Here is a 16,860-nt window from a genome sequence, read left to right on the forward strand (position 1 = left end):
CCGAGCGGGGAGTGCGATTAAAGAGGAAAGCGGCGAGGCACAGCTATGAGATAAATTCGATCTTTATGAGGTTTTTCCTACTGATCAAGTATCGCTGTCGTCACCAGCCCCGTCTGTTCGCATGCCGCAGGGCTGGTGACGACGGCGATACTTATTCAGTGTTGCCTTAATGCCGTCGCGGGGTAACCCGACCTAGGCGTGCTCTGCGTGATGGCCTCTGCGCTTCATCACCGCATGCTGCACATACCGCGCCATGCAGTATGCCGAATGCATCAGCCCCAGCTTCGCGACGCTGCGATAAATCTCCCACTGCCACGACGCTGCCCGCAACTTGTTGGCCGACAGCGATCGCTCGCGCACCAGATACCAGGCCAACGGCTCGTCCGATTCCACGCATACGGCACAGCCAGCGCGCCGCACCTGCTCCAGCCAGAACACATAATCCTCATGGCCGATGCGCTGGAAGGGTATGTCGCCAAGCCGTCGCACATACATGCCGGTCAAGTTGCCGATGAAGTTGCTGGCGAGCATGTCCCGCCACGTCACTTGTGGCGGCGGTGTCACTTTGCCCAGCACGCGGCCGTCTTCGGCGACGCGCCAATACGCGCTGTAGCTCACCAGGGCGCCGGTGCGGCGCACGCTGGCCAGTTGGCGTTCGAGCTTGGCTGGATGCCACCAATCGTCGGCGTCGAGAAACGAAATATAACGGCCGCGCGCAGCGGCGATGCCTGCGTTGCGTGCAGCGGCCACGCCACTGTTGCACGGCTGCCGCAGCACGCGCACGCGGGCATCGATGGCTGCATAGGCATCGAGCATGTCCGGCGAGCGGTCGCTTGAACCATCGTCGACGGCGATCAACTCCAGCTCGCCATGACTTTGTGCAAGCACCGAATCGATCGCGCGCCGCAGCCACGCCTCGGCGTTGTAGACCGGCATGATGACGCTGACGAGATCGCGGCTCATGCGGTTACGTCATGTGCGCTGGCGATACGCACGCCCGGGGGCGGCAGCTCGTAGTCGCGGTAGCCATGCGGATTGCCGGTCAAGCCCGCTTCCGCCGCCTTGATGATGTTGTAGACCTCGCGCGCGGTGACGTAATGCAGTACGTAGCGCTTGCCGTCGTTGTAGTTGTCCTCCAGGTAGCGGTGCATGCGGTCGGCGGCGTCGCCGAGCAGCGTATCCATGTCGCGCTCCTGCGTGCCATGCGTGTGGATCTTGACGAACACCCACTCGGGACGTCCTTCCACGTGCACCCCGGTGTTGATCCATGCGTCGACGCGATCCGGCGTAGGCGGGCAGGCGCGGCGCACGTCGGCATTCTCGATACGCGGCACGATGCCGAGGCGCCGGCTGCGCCAGTTCAATCCCAGCGGTCCCTGCACGATCATGAGATCGCCGCTGGGTTTGCCGCCGACGCGGACAAGCTCGCCGGAGTCGTGCGATTTGGGCCGCGCAGGGTCGTCCGTCGCGTAATAGATCGCGTTGATCATGCGCGTTTGCGTTTCGCTCGGCGCGGAGGGCAGGGTGAAGTCGGCGTAGCAGCCCAGTTCGCGCAGCAGGATCAGCTCGTTGTTGATGCCGCACCAGCGACCGTCCGCGCGCGAGTTGTCCAGGCACCAGTTGCCATGGATGAAGCCGAAGCGCAGTCGGCCGGTTCGGGGATCGCGCGGCAGCGCGTTGTGCCGTCCGTGCAACACGCGGTTAAAGCGGTCGATGGTGGTACGGAAGTTGTCGGGCGTGTCGTTGTCGTGATGCAGATGCACTTCGATTTCGCCGAAGCCATCCGCGCACAACGACGCCAGCTTGTCCAGGTGTTCTTCGAGGTATTCCTCTTCGGGATAAAAGAACGTGTGCTGCGGCGGCCGTCCATCGGCGTCGCGGTGCGCGCCGGCAAGCTTGCGGTAATCGCGGCACCAGCGATCCACGCGCGCACGCTGGGTGGACAGGTCGACCTTGCCCCAGGCCGGTTCAAAGTGGTCGACGAAGCAGAACATCACGTGGATCGGCTTGCCGGTCACGCGCGGACGTTTGCGCCGGATATAGCTGCCGAGCCAGATCTGCATCTGGCGCGCGCGTATCGCCAGCGTGACGGCAACGGCCAGCATCAGCAGCAGGGCAAGCGCGGCGATTAGCGCGATCGTCCACATCAGTGCGCTCCTTCGAGCATGCCGTGCTCGCCAACCGGGGCAGGGGCGCCGGGTATCAGGGTAAGCAGCTGTTCCGCGTTATTGCGCCACTGGCGCTCGCGCTGGATGTAGCGGCGCGCGGCATCGCCCACTCGCCGGTGTTCGTCGTGTTGCGCGGACAAGTCAAGCACGCGCTGCACGCACGCATCGATTTCGCCGTGCGGAAACAGCCAGCCGGTGGCGCCATCGCTAATTACTTCGGCCACCGGCGCGTAGTCGGGTGCGACCACCGCTACACCCATGCCCATCAGCTCGAACAGTTTCATCGGCGAGCCATAGTGGTTGGAATTGGGCAGCACGGCGTAATCCATGCAGGCGATCCAGCCGGCGATGTCGTCGTGCGCAACCCGGCCGGGCAGCAATACGCGGTCGGACAGGCCGCGTTCGGCGACAAGTGCACGTACGGCCGGCAAGGTCTTGCCGTCCCCGACAAACACCAGTGCCAGTTGTGGTGCTTCATGCAGGCGCGCAGCGATGGCTTCGACAAACGCATCGACACCATGCCAATGCGCGAATACGCCGATATGGCCGCAGACGATGCAGCCGTCCAGCCCGCGTTCGGCGCGCAACGCGGCAGCGTCAAAACGCGCAGGATCGAAGCGGGACAGGTCGACCGCATTGGGTGAAACCACCGATGGCGCGATCCGGCCGTAGGCAGCTTGCGCCTGGTCGCGAAAAAAGCTCGAGATAAACACCAGGCCCGTGCAATGGCGCAAACACCAGCCTTCGATGCGCCGCGCCACACCTTTCAAGCGCAACGGCCGCACGCGTTCGACCAGGGCCGAATCGTTGATCTCCAGCACCAACGGAATGCCGCGCCGCCGCGCCAGCCACACCGTTGCACACAGAAACAGCGAATAGCGTTCGTAGATCAGCTGCGGGCGTTGCCGGTGGATCGCCGCGCCCACACGAACGAGCGTGACGGCGTTGTAGGCAAGCTCGAGGCATTCGAACAGCACGCCCGGCAACCGCGTGATGGCTGCCGCGATGCGGCTGCGCTTGGAGCTGCCCTGCGTGGTCGATTCGTATTCGGGATCGGCGCCGGGAAACGACAGGATCGATACCGCATGCCCCAACGCGCGCAACGCATGCACGATGCCACGGATATGCACGCCTTCGACGTGGCGCCCGCGGGTGCGATGGTGATACAGGATGTTCATCGCGCCTCCTGCGGCAGCGCATGGAAGCTGTATCCGTCGGACAGCCATTCCGGCAGCATCACCGTCAGCGCATCGCGGGCGCGATCGCTGTCGTCGTGCATCAGCACGATGTCGCCGGGCGAGGGCGGGTCTGCGCGCAGCCGCTCGACCATCACGCGGTTGGGACGGTCCTGGTAATCCAGGCTGTCGTACGACCAGTAGACAAACGTGCGCCGCTGCACGGCGAAATAGCACAATAGGTCCGCACCGACATAGCCATGCGGCGGCCGCATGCGATGGTGGAGCCTTCCGTCGAAGGCGCGCAGCAAGGCATCGGTGCTGTTGATTTCGTCGAGCTTCTTGCGCGTGGTCATGCGCTTGAACGACCAATGGCTATAGGAGTGATTACCCACCATGTGCCCCTCGGCGATGATGCGCTCCACCAGCTTGGGGTGACGCTCGATCTTGTGACCGACCAGGAAAAAGCTCGCCTTTGCACCGTGCCTGGCGAGCAGATCCAGCAATGGCGGCGTGTAGGTGGGGTCGGGGCCGTCATCGAAGGTGAGGTAGCGGATATTGTCGCGACCGGAGCCCTTGGTTTGCACCAACACGTCCGGCAGCAGGCCCAGCCACTGGTGTTTTCTCGGTCTCATGTTCATGCGGAAACACCAGCGGGGGCGGAGGATTCGACGGCGGCGTGCAGGATGGCATCCAGCTGGCGGATGTTGTCTTCCCAGCGAAAGCCGCGTGCATGCGTGGCGATGCGCTTGTGGTTCCAGCGCCGTGCGCTGGCTTCGATGAGCGCGGTGGACAGCGCTTGCCGAGCGCGAGGCGGCACCAGCACGCCGGCGTAGTGGGGCACCACTTCCGGAATGCCGCCGACGTGACTGGCGACGATAGGCGTGCCGCAAGCCATCGCTTCGAGCACGACATTCGGCACGCCTTCGTTGTGGCTGGGAAGGCACAGCAGGTCGGCGGAACGGAACCAGTCGCCTAATTCGCCGTGGGCTACTGCGCCGGCGAATTCGACGTGATCGAGGCAGCCCAGTGTCTTGGCGCGTTCGATCAAGGCAGCGCGGGCCGCGCCCGTGCCGACATAGATCAAGCGAGCCAGGGGCTGGACGGCGAGCAGCGCCGGAAAGGCTTCGAGCAGATCGAGACAACCCTTGGACGGCTTCAAGTTGCCGACGAACAGCAGCAGCGGCGAATACGTGGAAAGCCCCAGTTTTGCGCGCGATGCGGCGCGCGTTTCGGCATGGAAGATGGAGGTGTCGACGCCGTTGTAAAGGACGTGCACATGCGAGGGTTGCGTACCCAACCCGACCGCTTTGGCCGCCAATGCCTTGCTTACCGCCACCACGCCCGCCGCGCCCTTCAGCGCCGAGCGGATCTGTGGGCGCTGCAACAGGTTATTGGCTTGCACGTTGAGGTCGCTGCCATGCACCTTCACTACATAGGGAATGCGCAGCCAACGCGCCAACCAGCCGACGGCGGCGCCGTCGGGGTAAGCCCAGCTGACCAGCATGCAGTCGTAATGGGCGCGCCGTATCTGGCGGCCACGTTGCCACAACAGCGATAGGAGCCAGCAGATGGCGTGCAGCGAGCGGCCGATGCGCGGCGGAAACACGAACACGAAATGATCGGTGCGCAGATGCTGGGCGTTCACCTCGCCACGACGCTCGCCGAGCCGTTCGCGAAAGTCGATCGCGGTGATGACGTCCACGTCATGCAGCTGCCCCAGGCGTTCGAACTGCTGGCGATTGAATGCGCCGCGCAGCGGATCCCAGGGTGTTGGAAACAGATTGGTGAGGATCAATACTTTCATTCGGTTTGGCCGTCCCTAATGCCTTGGTGAAGTTCGTCGCCGTCATAAAGCTGCGCGTAACGCATCGCCATCGTTTCCAGCGAGCCGTAGCGTTCGACCCACGCGCGTGCTGCGTGGCCCAGGCCCAGCGCATGCCGCGGGTTGCGCAAGAGCGCGAGCATTGCGTCGGCCAGCGCCGCCGGATTTCCGGCCGCCACCAGGCTACCGGTGATGCCGTTACGCACGATCTCGCCATTGCCGCCGACGTCGGTAGCGATGATGGGCAGCGCGACAGCGCTCGCTTCCAGCAAGGCCATCGAATAGCCCTCGCTCAGCGACGACAGCACGAACAGGTCCAGCCCTTGCAGCCATTCGCGCACGTCATTGCGGTCGCCGAGAAAATGCACGCAATCGCTCACGCCTTCGTCGATGGCGCTCTGCTGCAGGGAGGCGCGCAGTTCGCCGTCGCCAATCAATACGAGTGCGGTATCGGCATGTTGCTCGTGCACGCGCTTGAACGCGCGGATAAGGCCAAGCTGATCCTTGGTCCAGTTCAGGCGCCCGACCGTGCCGATGATCCGCGTCTGCTCAGGCAGGTTCAGCAGGCGCGCAACATGCCCGTGTGTTGAGGGCGAAGCGGTTTCAAACATTTCCACGCGAATGCCGTTCGGCACCACGCAAGCCTTGGCGGAGGGAATGATGCCGCGCCGGATCGCATCGCTGCGCGCCGCTTCGCACACGGTAGCCACGGTATCGGTGCGCGCCAGTGCACGCCGGTACAGCCATTCGCGCCGCCGTGCGCGATGATTGACGCCCATGCCATGGCGCGTATTGATCACGCGGCGCATCGGAAGGCCACACGTCGCCAGCACGGCCTGGTAATGCGCGACCGCGTTGTGGGTATGCAATACCTCGGTGGCATGGCTGCGTACCATCCGGCGCGCACGCGCCAGCGCCGTCAGGTCCAGGCCCTGGCGTTTTCCGCATACCTTGACGGCAATGCCCAGTTCATCCAGTTCATGCGCCAGCGAACCGGACGAATACAGACACACCACCTGGCAACGATGGCCTTGCCGATGCTGGTATTTCACCAGCTCCAGCACCATGCGCTCCAGGCCGCCGCGATCCAGGCTTTCGACGAAATGAGTAATGTTCACGGCACCAGCTCCGATACCGTGACGCGCATTTTCCCGCTGCGCGTGAGCGGAATCTCGTCGACGAAGTGGCAATGCAGTTGCACGCTGTCGCCGAGCACCTTGTCGACTTCGCGATGGATGTATTCGAGCGAGGCGTCGTCGAAACCGGCGCCGCGCACGATGGAAAGATCGAGGCGGTCGAGCCGCCGCTGCACCAGTTGGAAACGCTGCAAGCCGGGAACGTCCTTGAGCATGTGCGGAAAAAATTCGCCGGGCAAAACGTGCCCGCCCGGCGTACGAATCGCATCCAGGATGCGTCCCTCCACACGCGCCAGCAGCGGCAGGCCACGCCCGCAGCTGCAGCGTTCTTCAGATGCCGTCGCCATGTCGCCATTGGCGTAGCGCACGAACGGCATGCCGTAGTTGAAAAGATCGGTGATGACGACTTCGCCGGCATGGCCTTCGCTTGCTGCGCCATGCGCGGTACGCAGCTCCACCACCAGATGATCGCTGTTGACGTGCAGGCCATGGCGTTGCTCGCACTCGGCGCCGATCAACATGAATTCGCGACAACCATAGGTATTGAACGCGGGCGCCATGAACGCCTGCTCGATCGCCTCGCGCTGGAAGCCATGCATCGCTTCGGCACCGCCGATGATCGCCTGCGGCCGCCAGATCTTGCGGCCGCAGGCGGTGAGCCATTCGGCCAGCTGCACCAGTGGCCCGACGTAGGCGACGATGATGTCCGGCCGATAGCGATCGATCGCATCGGCGTATTCGGCCATGTTCGCCTCGGTCATCTTGAAGCTGTTGAGCACGCGGCGCGCGAACACGGTGTTATAGAGACGATCCTTGAGCTGATGCGCGCGCGTGGGATCGCCCACCGTTCCGCCCCACAGGAACAGCGTGCGGCGCCCCATGCGCGAGCCGGCCCATTCGTAGCCGCGCCACATCACGGCGGTGCGGCGGTCATTGCTTTCGCGCGTAAAGCCGAAGCGCATCGGCTCGCCGGTCGAGCCGCCGGTCGCCTTGTACAACAGGCGATCGCGCCAGGACTCGGCCTTGAGTTCGTCGAAATGCTCGCGGATGTCGGCCTTGGTCAGGATCGGCAGGGCCGCGTAGTCGTCGAGGTTGCGGATGTCCTTGGGCGTCAGCCCAAGTTCGCGCCATCGCCGGCGGTAGTAGGGCACTTCGCGGTAACAGTGTTCGAGCAAGCGCTGCAGCCGCTCCCATTGCAATGCCGCGAGCTGCTCCGGCGCCAGCCACTGGTCGCGCCGATAAGCGTCGAGATAGGCCAGCGTGCGGCGGCGGCGCAAGCCCGCCTCGTAGGCGGGAAACAGTACGCGCCGAAAGGCCGTTTCGTAGAGACCGCTCATGTGGAAACCCGCAACAGCACCGCCACCAGCACGAAGAAGCCGAAGATGCTGCCGGCAGAGGCCGAGAACCAGAACCAGACGTTGCTCCCCAGCTTGAACAGGCGCAGGCCGGGAAAGCGCTGCCGCGCACCGATGTAATAGCCCACCACCATCGCGGCCAGCAGATACATCACCACCGTGTAGCTGCGGCTCAAGAAAAACGCGGCCGAAAACAAGCCGAACAGCGACAACAGCAAGGTCAGCGCCATGCGCTGTTCGCTCTGCCATGCCTTGGCGCGCGCCGGGTCATCGAGGCCATCCGGCCTGTGGCGCAGCACGGTCAGCATCATCCAGAAGCCGTAGCCGACGAAGGCCAGCCACAGCAGGTAACCGACGAAGCCTGTCTCGGCCAGCACCAGCACGAACGAGTTGTGCGCGGTAAGGTCGTTGTATTCGGTGAAGTTGCCCGCACCGACGCCGAATACCGGATGCGACAGGAACATGTGCAGGCCTTCGTACCACGCATTCACGCGTCCGGATGCTGATTCCTCGTCCGGATCCAGGTCCTGCATGCGCGAGGACAGCAGCTTCATGCAGGCCAGGCCGACCACGCCCAGCGTGCCGGCGGTAACGAAGCCGCGTTTGTGCCAGACATACACCCCTGCCACCACCAGCACCGCGAGCAGCGCGCCGCGCGAATTGGTGAGATAGGTGCCGTAGAACAGCAATGCTGCGCATGCCAGCCAGAACAAGCGCAGCATCAAGCCGCGCAGCGTACTGAGATAGACCGACATGGGAATGGCGGTGGCGAACAGCAGGCCCAGGTCGTTCGGGTCGTTGAATATGCCGACGTATTGAATGCGCCCATCTTCGGAAATCGGCACACCCGTCCAGCCGACACCGTCCTTCGCTTGTTGCACGCCGTGCACGGCCAGCACCACCGAGCACAACACGAACACGGCCATTGCGATCGTCACGCGCCGCTGCGTGTTGCATGCCGCCGCAAACACAAAGAAGGCGATGGCGGTCGGCCCGAATTTTTCGAATTGATCCAGCGCGCCGCCGAACCAGCCGTTGACCACCACAGAAATCATCAGCACCAGTAGAAAGACGGGCAGGATGATGAATTGCGGCGCCGCGAACGTCTTGGCGTTCGACGCCAGCCAGCACAGGAAAGCCGCGACCAGCACCACCGGCAGGATCGGCACGCCGGTAAACGCGGCCATGTATTCCTGCGGTCGGATGATGGTCAGCACCAGGTAGAGCAGGATCAGCGGAAACATCAGGCGTGCACCTGCTCGCGTACCGGCTCGTGGTGGGCGCTGGGGTGATGGGCGGTGGGGTAGCTGACCAGGCTTGGCAACGCCAGCATCGCGGCAAACCAGCCCGGTCCCATCATGCGTTCGACCGGAAGGCGCAGCAGGGCATAGCGGTTGGATGCCGGGCGTGGATTGGTACCGCAGATGTAGCAGACGGCCAAATCAAAACCGGCACCGCGCGTGGCGTTCATCACGCCCTCGTCGAAGGCGCGGTCGCCACCGACGGGATAGGACATCAAGGTGGCGGGAGCGCCAAGCTCGCGATCCAGCGTTGCCTTGGATTGGCGTATTTCCTCTGCCATGAGTCCGCCGGACAGCTTGGCCAGCATGCGGTGGTAGACGCCGTGCGAGCCGATGTCGAAGCCGGCGGCGTGCATCTCGCGCACTTGGTCCCAGGTCATCGGGCGGCAATCGTCCGGCCGCACGTTGCTGGTCATCCGCCACTCCTGCTCCAGTCGCTCGATCATCGCTTCCTGCTTCATCGCGTCGATGCTTTTCATGTTCTTCAGGACGGTGCCGGCCAGCGAACGCCGCAGGCCGCGATCGTGCGGCATGGGCACGTCCATGCCGATTTCCGATAGCACCAGCCGTGGCGCATGGGTCAGCAGGATCATGTGCACCAGCCAGTCGTAGCCGAATGGTTTGCCGGTATCGATGTGGCCGGTGGAGACGAAGAACGTCGCGGGAATATCCAGCTCGCGCAGGATGGGGTAGGCGATGCGGTAGTTATCGTCGTAGCCGTCGTCGAAGGTGATCGCCACCGCATCGGCCGGTAGCGCATTGTCATCGTTCAAGGCGGCGGCGACGTCGCCCAGGCTTACCGGCGTGAAGTGCTGCTTGACGTGCAGCATCTGCGCACGGAAGCGTTCCGGGGTGGTGCTGATCAATTCCAGGTCGAAGTCAAACGTGGCCGGATCGGGCAGCGGCATTACCCGGTGATAGGCGAGGATGCGCAGGTCCCGTTGCCACCATGAGCGCATGCGTTGCAGTGAATGCAGCGCGCCGGTGCTGTAGCACAATTCCGCCACTCGCCCGCGGATGCCGGATGCCCTGCCGTGACTTTCTACGTGAGTCAGCATGGTGGAGTCCTCAGTGGTGAGTGTGGTGACGGGGCCGCGCGTTGTCATTCCGGCGGAGGCCGGAATCCAGTCTTAAGACGTTGTGCGCAGCACACATTGCGTTTTTTATGCCGGGTGCTCCGCACGTCGTATTTGCACTGGATTCCGGCCTTCGCCGGAATGACGACATGGCGGCGTGAGGTGATGACTGCTCCCTCCCCTGAGTCAGCCCCAAGCGCATGGCGAAATGACTTTGCGGCGACGTCCGCCGCTCGCCGCTCGCTTCGTTCGCACCGCACCCTCGCCCTCCCCTGCAAGCAGGGGAGGGAACTGGTTTGCGGGTGCTTGTTAGATGGATCGGTAGCGTGGAATTTCCACGCATACGTTCCAGATGCTTCATATCGGCTTCCCCCTTACCGATGCGCTCATGTCACCGACGCCCGAACAAACGCCCCAGCCGCGAGCCGAGCTTCGCAGGCGGCGGCATCTTGGGCGCACTTTCAGCCAACCCCGCCGCCAACGTGCCCAGCGTGCCGTTGGCGATATCGAGCAAGTGCAACGATATGCCGGTCTGCCGTTGCACGTGCGCCGCCATGTCCACCGCCATCAACGAATGTCCGCCGATGTCGAAGAAGTTGTCGCTGGTGCGGACGCGAGCGGCATGCAGCAGTTCTTTCCAGATGGTGGCCAGCAATTGCTCGTTGGCGGTCTTCGGTTGCGTGGCGTCGTCGAGATCGTCGCCGGCCGTGGCTTCGGCCAGCAGCGGCAGCGCGGCGATGTCCACTTCGCCGTTCGCCATCATGGGCAACGCGTCGAGCAGCACCACATGCTGCGGCACTTCGTGCGCAGGCAACGCGGCGGCCAGTTGCGCCACCAGCTGATTGCTATCGAGCGCGCGCTCGGGCGCGGCGACGGCATACGCGTCGATATGCGTGCTGCCGGCCTGATTCATGCGCGCGACGGCGATAGCCCGTTTCACGCCGGGCTGGCTGAGCAGTTCGGCTTCAATCGTTTCCAGGTCGACCTCGCGGCCGTGAATGCGCTCGCGGCGATCGGTGCGGCCCATTTCCTGCACGCTGCCGCTCACCAGCCAGCGCCCACGGCAATGGGTGCGTTGCAAGCGCATATCCGGTGATGCGGCAGAAGCCGTCGCCACGCCATCGCCATGCGCCATCGCGCGGGCGCCGAATGGCTGGCTCAGCGATGCGCCGCCGACGTGGACCTCGCCGATCGCACCAATCGGGCAGGGCTGTTGTTGATCGTCGAGAATCCACACCGCCGTGTTGCCGAGCGGCTGGCCGCTGTGCAGGCTTTCTGCCGGCCGCTCGATGCGGCCACACGTTGCAGCCGGGGCAGCGTCCGCGCAGCCCGAGACGGTCCAGATGCCGGCGCAGCGTTCGGCCAGCTTTACGGCCAATTCGGGCGTGGGCAGGCCGCCGATGCAGATGGCCTTCATCGCCGTAGGGCCGGCCCAGTCCGCGGCAAGCATCGCTTGCCACGCACCGGTTGCCGCAAACATCGCGCTGGCTTGATGGTTTTGCGCCAAACCGATCAGCGCTTCGCCGTCGCGCGCTTCGCGTGGATGGGCGAGAACCAGTTCGGCGCCGAGCGCGAGCGGCAACAGGTTTTCGATGATGGCGTCGCTGGTCGCCGCCGAGGCAGTTGCCAGGATGCGATCGTCCGCCGACAAGCCGAGCGACGCTTGCAATCCCTCCAGCACGTTGGCAATGGCGCGATGCGTAAACGCCGCGCCGCGCGGCCGGCCATCGACGCCGGGCAGGTACACAACAATCGCGACGTTGTCGTCGAGGCCCTCCGATGCCAAGCGGTTGCGATCGCTGGCGGCGCCGATGATTTCGACAGTATCCGCGTCGAACCACAAGGCTTGCGCGCGCGGCCACTGCAGCGCGCTTTCCAGCGCGCTGTCGCCCACCAGCAAGCTGATGGACGCATCGGCAATGATTTCCTTCAGGCGCGTGGATGGATCGGTGGGATCGAGCAACACGCATACGCCGCCTGCCTTGAGAATGCCCAGCATGCCGGCCAGCCGGTTGATGCCAGGTTCCGCCGCCAGGCCGATGGCCGTGCCGCTGCTTGCCCCGCGCGCACGCAGGCAATGGGCGACACGATTGGCGCGTTGCTCGATGTCGCCATAACGCGTGCCCCAGCTGCCGAAGGTCAACGCGGTTTTGTCCGGTGTGCGATCGGCTTGCCGTTCGAACATGGCCGGTACGCTATGGGGTAACGCGACAGCCATGGACGTCGCATTCCAGGCCTGCTCCTGCGCCAGCTCGGCATCGCCAATGGCGGTGAGCGAACGGATAGGTTGGCGCGGGTCTTCGCTGACGCGCGCCATCATGGCCAGGTAGCGGTCGCGCAGCAGGCGCGCCGTGTCGGCTTGCAGGATGTCGGCGTTGTAGGTGACGCCGCCGACCATGCCCTTGTTGCTCTCGAGGAACCACAGGCCGAGGTCTTCCGTGGCGCCGCTCTGGAACAGCAGGATCTGTTCGTGCGCCAAACCACCCCAGTCGACGATGCGCTGGCGTGCATCCTGGAACGAGAACAGCGCCTGGTACAACACCGCGCCACTGCCGGCGCCAACGCGCAACTCGCGTTGCAGGTATTCGAGCGGCACGTCGGGATGGCCGAAGCTTTCGATCGCCGCGCACTTCACGTGACGAACGAAATCGATGAACGGCAACGTGGTGTCGACAGTGATGTGCAGCGGCAACAGGTTGTTGAAATAACCCATTACCGATTCGACTTCGGTCTGGTTGCGCGCACGCACCGGCGTGCCGACCACCAGGTCACGCTCGCCGGCCATGCCGCTGAGCAGCACGTAATACAGCGCCAGCAAGGTCATGTTGAGCGTGGCGTCCGCCATGCGCGCGACATCGTGCATCGCCTCCACCGCTGGCTTGGGCACGCGGATCCACTCGGTGCGGCCGATGCCGGACATGCCTGGCCGCCGCGGCTGATCGGTGGGCAGGGCGCGAATATCCGCCATCTGTGCCAGCCGCTCGCGCCAGAAGGCGAGCTGCGCCTGGAACTGCGGCCCTTCCAGCCATTGCGCATGCCAGGCGGCGAAGTCGCCGTAGCTGACCGGCAACGGCGGCAACGGCGATGGCGCGTCCGCGATGAAGGCGCGGTATAGCGCCGACAGTTCGGCATACAGGATGTCGAACGACCAGCCATCCCAGATGATGTGATGGGGCATGAAGAAGAACACATGATCGTCGTCGCCAAGCCGGAACATGCGGGCGCTGAACAGCGGCGCCTGGGTGAGATCGAACGGCGTGTCGGTGAGCGCCTGCAGGCGTGCCATCAAGGCGGATTCCCGCTCGCTTTCCGGCCGCCCGGAAAGATCTTCGGCAGGAAACAGGCGCACTTCGAGATCGGGAACGACGATCTGCGCGACCTCATGGCCGTCGCGCCGGAACGCCGTGCGCAGGATCGGCTGGCGCTGGATCAAGGCCTGCCATGCAAGCTGGAAGGCGGTCTCGTCGAGATGGCCGCGCAGGCGATGCGCGGAGGGCGCGTTGTAGGTCACCCGGCCGGGTTGCAGTTCTTCCAATGACCACAGGCGATGCTGCATCAAGGAGAGGGGGGCGCGGCTTTGATCCGCGCGCCGTGCGATCGGCTGCGTGGCGGGAGCGGCGCCGCTGGCTGTTTGTGCACGGATCGCCGCGGCAAGCTCGGCGATGGTCGGCGCATCGAACAAGGTGCGGAACGACAAGGTGATGCCGAATTCGCGGTTCAATCGCGCAGTGAGTTGCGCCGCCAGCAGGGAGTGGCCGCCGAGGGCAAAGAAGTCGTCGCGCACGTCGAGATCCGGCAACGACAACACGCTTTCCATCGCCGCCGCCACGCGGCGCTCATCGTCGTCGCGCGGGGCGATGCGCGCGGTTTCCGCGGCGACCGAATGGATTTGCGGCGCTGGGAGTGCCTTGCGATCGGTCTTGCCGTTCGGCAGCAGCGGAATCGCATCGAGCGGAATGATGTGCTGCGGCAGCATGTAGTCCGGCAGGCGCTGCTTGAGCGCATCGCGCAGCGCCGCTTCATCGAAGCTGGCTTGCTCGCGCATCACCACGTAAGCGACGAGACGCACATCGCCCGGGCGATCCTCGCGCGCCGTCACCACTGCGCGATCGACCTCCGGCACGTCGGCCAGCACCGCTTCGATCTCGCCCAGTTCGATGCGATAGCCGCGCACCTTTACCTGGAAATCCAGTCGACCCAGGTGTTCGAGCATGCCGTTGGCCAGCCAGCGGCCGCGATCGCCGGTGCGGTACATGCGTGCGTCGCTGCGACCGGCAAACGGATCGGGCAGGAAGCGTTCGGCATCCAGTTCCGGGCGATTCAAATAACCCAGCGTGACGCCGGCACCGGCGATATGGATTTCGCCCGGAACGCCAAGCGGGCAGGGTGCGCGCCGTTCGTCCAGGATGTGCACCTGGGTATTGGCGACCGGACGCCCGATAAAGATGCCGGCGCGCGGATGTTCCACTCGCCAATAAGTGGAATAGACGGTGGTTTCGGTGGGGCCGTAGCCGTTCCACACCTCGCTGCAACGCTGCAGCAGCGCCTCGGCCAGATCGACCGCCAACGGCTCGCCGCCCGAAACGGCACGAAAATGTTCGCGGCCCTGCCAGCCGGCCTCGATCAGGATGCGCCAGCCGGAAGGCGTGGCCTGCATCATGGTCGCGCCGCTTTGCTCCACCAGCTTGCGCAAGGCGGCGCCGTCGCGCACGTCGTCACGATCGGCAATGATCACTTCGGCGCCGACGCTCAACGGCAGCATCAGTTCCATGAAGGCGATGTCGAACGACAGCGTCGTGACGGCCACCAGCCGATCGTCTTCCGCGATGCCCGGCACGCGTTGCATGCTGGTGAGGAAATTCGAGGTGGTGCGATGGGGAACGCGCACGCCCTTCGGCCGGCCGGTAGAGCCGGAGGTGTAGATCACGTAGGCCACGGAATCGGGCGTCGCTGCCATATCGTCGCGCGGCAGGCGCGTGGCGAACGCCAGTTCGATCGCCGCGGTATCGCGCGTCAGCGACAGCACGTGCGATGGCGGAAATGCCAACGCCGGTGGCGCGGCATCGTCGACGATCAGCATCGCCAGGGCCGCATCTCCGGCCATGAAAGCCAGGCGGTCGGCGGGAAACTGCGGGTCGAGCGGCACGTAGCCGGCGCCGCTCTTGAGCACGGCGAGCACCGCCGCCAGCATGTCCGCGTTGCGCGCCAGCGCAATGCCAACCAGTTTGCCCCGACCGATGCCGCGATCGCGCAGCACGTGCGCGAGCTGGTTGGCGCGGGCCTCCAGCTGGGCATAGCTCAAATGTCTTGCGCCATGGCGTACCGCGGCATTGTGCGGAACGCGCTCCACCTGTCGTTCGAAATATTCGTGCGCGAGCTGTTGTTCCGGATACGGCGTGCTTGCCGGTTGCAAGGCCGCGATGTCGCGCTGTGCAGCCTCCGATAGCAGGCCGAGTTCATGCACGGCCGTCTCAGGGGTTGCCACGGCGCTGCGCAGCAAGATTTCGTAAGCGTCGAGCCAGCAACGAATCGTTTCACCGCGGAACAGGTCGCTGTTGTATTGGCATTCCAACCGCAAGCCGTCACCGACCTGCACGGCATTTACGAACAACTCGAAATTCTCGAACGCACGCGCGTTGCCGGAAAATTCAAAGCTGAGGCCAGGGAAGGAAACCGTACGTTCGTCCAGCGCCTGATCGAGGTTGAACAGCACGCTGACCAGCGGCAAGCGGCCGGGATCGCGCGGCATCGCCAGGCGCGCAAGCAGGCTGCCGAGCGTGTATTGCCGATGTTCGAACGCATCGAGCAGGTCGCCGCGCAATTGATCGAGCACCGTGGCGAACGGCGCTTGCGGATCGATCGCCGTGCGCAATGGCAGCACGTTGACGCAATGGCCGACGAGGTTGTGCTGTCCATCGACCGCTTGCCCTGCGCTCGGGATGCCGACGACCACATCGTCCTGGCCGGTCAGGCGATGCAGCAGGGTGCTGAACGCAGCCAGCAGGGTTGCGTAAAAACTCGCGCCGCGTTTGGCACCCATGCGCTTGATGTCAGCGATCAGCGCGCCATCGAGCGTGCGATCCTCGCGTTGCGAGGCGAAGCTGCGATGGCGGCGGCGAGCGCTGTCGGTGGGAAGATCCAGCGATGGCAGTTCGCCACGGAAGCGGCTCAACCAATACTGTTCGTCGGCATGGCCGCTATCGGTTTGCGTGCGTGCCATTTCAGCGCTGGCATAGTCCGCAAACGCATCGGCCGGTGCTGGACCATCGCCTTGACCCAACTGCTGCGCGTACAGCGCGGCGAGGTCGCGCACGATCACGCCGAACGACCAACCGTCGCAGACGATGTGATGCGCCGTAAAGATCAGCAGGTGCTCTTGCGCGGCCAGCCGCAGCAGTTGCGCACGCACCAGCGGGCCATGCTCCAGGTCGAACGGTGTGCTGACCGCCGCGCTGAGCGCTTCGGCAATGTTTCCGTCGCGGTCGGTCTCGGTCAAGCCGGACAGATCGTGGACGATGCAGTCCAGTGCCACATCGGTGGCGATGCAAAGCTCGTTGCCGTCCGCGCTCAAGGTGGAGCGCAAGGCTTCATGCCGGTCGACCACGCCTTGCAGCGCCGCCTGCAGCGCGGCCGCGTCCAGCTCGCCGGACAGGCGTATCGACACCGATTCGTTATAGGCGAGCGAAGCCTCCTGTTCGAGCTTCGCAGCCAGCCATATTTCACGCTGCGACGCCGTCGCGGGTACGACGCGCGCAAGCGCGGCTTCGGCAAACGGATCGTAGTCGACGGCGGTGGCAACGATACTTGCATCATGGGTGTTCATG

Annotated in this window: 10 protein-coding genes; all 10 read right to left on the reverse strand. The window is 64.5% G+C overall.

Going from position 1 to position 16,860, the window contains the following annotated elements; genetic code table 11:
* Positions 1-192: 192 nt before the first annotated feature.
* The 10 genes from V7M64_RS00895 to V7M64_RS00940 all read right to left on the reverse strand — a co-directional run bounded on the left by V7M64_RS00895 (position 193) and on the right by V7M64_RS00940 (position 16,859).
* Positions 193-963 (reverse strand): glycosyltransferase family 2 protein, encoded by a 771-nt coding sequence (locus V7M64_RS00895; RefSeq protein ID WP_333676345.1) that lies wholly within the window; start codon positions 961-963, stop codon positions 193-195.
* On the reverse strand, positions 960-2,147 hold the full coding sequence (locus V7M64_RS00900) for a hypothetical protein (RefSeq protein ID WP_333676347.1): 1,188 nt from the start codon (positions 2,145-2,147) through the stop codon (positions 960-962). Before V7M64_RS00900 ends, V7M64_RS00895 begins: the two co-directional genes overlap by 4 nt.
* On the reverse strand, positions 2,147-3,346 hold the full coding sequence (locus tag V7M64_RS00905; RefSeq protein WP_333676348.1) for a glycosyltransferase family 4 protein: 1,200 nt from the start codon (positions 3,344-3,346) through the stop codon (positions 2,147-2,149). Before V7M64_RS00905 ends, V7M64_RS00900 begins: the two co-directional genes overlap by 1 nt.
* On the reverse strand, positions 3,343-3,984 hold the full coding sequence (locus V7M64_RS00910; RefSeq protein WP_333676349.1) for a polysaccharide deacetylase family protein: 642 nt from the start codon (positions 3,982-3,984) through the stop codon (positions 3,343-3,345). Before V7M64_RS00910 ends, V7M64_RS00905 begins: the two co-directional genes overlap by 4 nt.
* Positions 3,981-5,150 (reverse strand): glycosyltransferase family 4 protein, encoded by a 1,170-nt coding sequence (locus V7M64_RS00915; protein WP_333676351.1) that lies wholly within the window; start codon positions 5,148-5,150, stop codon positions 3,981-3,983. Before V7M64_RS00915 ends, V7M64_RS00910 begins: the two co-directional genes overlap by 4 nt.
* The gene (locus V7M64_RS00920) at positions 5,147-6,286 is read right to left on the reverse strand and encodes a glycosyltransferase (protein ID WP_333676353.1); all 1,140 of its coding nucleotides are present in this window, start codon (positions 6,284-6,286) and stop codon (positions 5,147-5,149) included. The genes V7M64_RS00915 and V7M64_RS00920 overlap by 4 nt, the downstream gene beginning before the upstream one ends.
* Positions 6,283-7,641, reverse strand: coding sequence for a phenylacetate--CoA ligase family protein (locus V7M64_RS00925; protein ID WP_333676354.1), 1,359 nt, complete (start codon positions 7,639-7,641; stop codon positions 6,283-6,285). The genes V7M64_RS00920 and V7M64_RS00925 overlap by 4 nt, the downstream gene beginning before the upstream one ends.
* Positions 7,638-8,903 carry an O-antigen ligase family protein gene (locus V7M64_RS00930; protein ID WP_333676356.1) on the reverse strand — a complete coding sequence of 422 codons (1,266 nt, stop codon included), beginning with the start codon at positions 8,901-8,903 and terminating at the stop codon, positions 7,638-7,640. The genes V7M64_RS00925 and V7M64_RS00930 overlap by 4 nt, the downstream gene beginning before the upstream one ends.
* A complete protein-coding gene (locus tag V7M64_RS00935; RefSeq protein ID WP_333676358.1) occupies positions 8,903-10,018 on the reverse strand; it encodes a polysaccharide deacetylase family protein in 1,116 nt (371 codons plus the stop codon). Before V7M64_RS00935 ends, V7M64_RS00930 begins: the two co-directional genes overlap by 1 nt.
* Positions 10,019-10,427: 409 nt before the next feature.
* Complete coding sequence (locus V7M64_RS00940) at positions 10,428-16,859, reverse strand: amino acid adenylation domain-containing protein (protein ID WP_333676360.1); 6,432 nt, start codon at positions 16,857-16,859, stop codon at positions 10,428-10,430.
* Position 16,860: the final 1 nt, after the last annotated feature.

The sequence above is a fragment of the Dyella sp. genome (genome assembly GCF_036746095.1).
Lineage (GTDB): Bacteria > Pseudomonadota > Gammaproteobacteria > Xanthomonadales > Rhodanobacteraceae > Dyella_B.

Excerpts from the sequence above, each read along its gene's own strand:
- V7M64_RS00915 (WP_333676351.1), bottom strand. The coding sequence starts at position 5,150 with ATGAAAGTATTGATCCTCACCAATCTGTTTCCAACACCCTGGGATCCG.
- V7M64_RS00895 (WP_333676345.1), bottom strand. The coding sequence starts at position 963 with ATGAGCCGCGATCTCGTCAGCGTCATCATGCCGGTCTACAACGCCGAG.
- V7M64_RS00930 (WP_333676356.1), bottom strand. The coding sequence starts at position 8,903 with ATGTTTCCGCTGATCCTGCTCTACCTGGTGCTGACCATCATCCGACCG.
- V7M64_RS00900 (WP_333676347.1), bottom strand. The coding sequence starts at position 2,147 with ATGTGGACGATCGCGCTAATCGCCGCGCTTGCCCTGCTGCTGATGCTG.
- V7M64_RS00935 (WP_333676358.1), bottom strand. The coding sequence starts at position 10,018 with ATGCTGACTCACGTAGAAAGTCACGGCAGGGCATCCGGCATCCGCGGG.
- V7M64_RS00940 (WP_333676360.1), bottom strand. The coding sequence starts at position 16,859 with ATGAACACCCATGATGCAAGTATCGTTGCCACCGCCGTCGACTACGAT.
- V7M64_RS00910 (WP_333676349.1), bottom strand. The coding sequence starts at position 3,984 with ATGAACATGAGACCGAGAAAACACCAGTGGCTGGGCCTGCTGCCGGAC.
- V7M64_RS00905 (WP_333676348.1), bottom strand. The coding sequence starts at position 3,346 with ATGAACATCCTGTATCACCATCGCACCCGCGGGCGCCACGTCGAAGGC.
- V7M64_RS00925 (WP_333676354.1), bottom strand. The coding sequence starts at position 7,641 with ATGAGCGGTCTCTACGAAACGGCCTTTCGGCGCGTACTGTTTCCCGCC.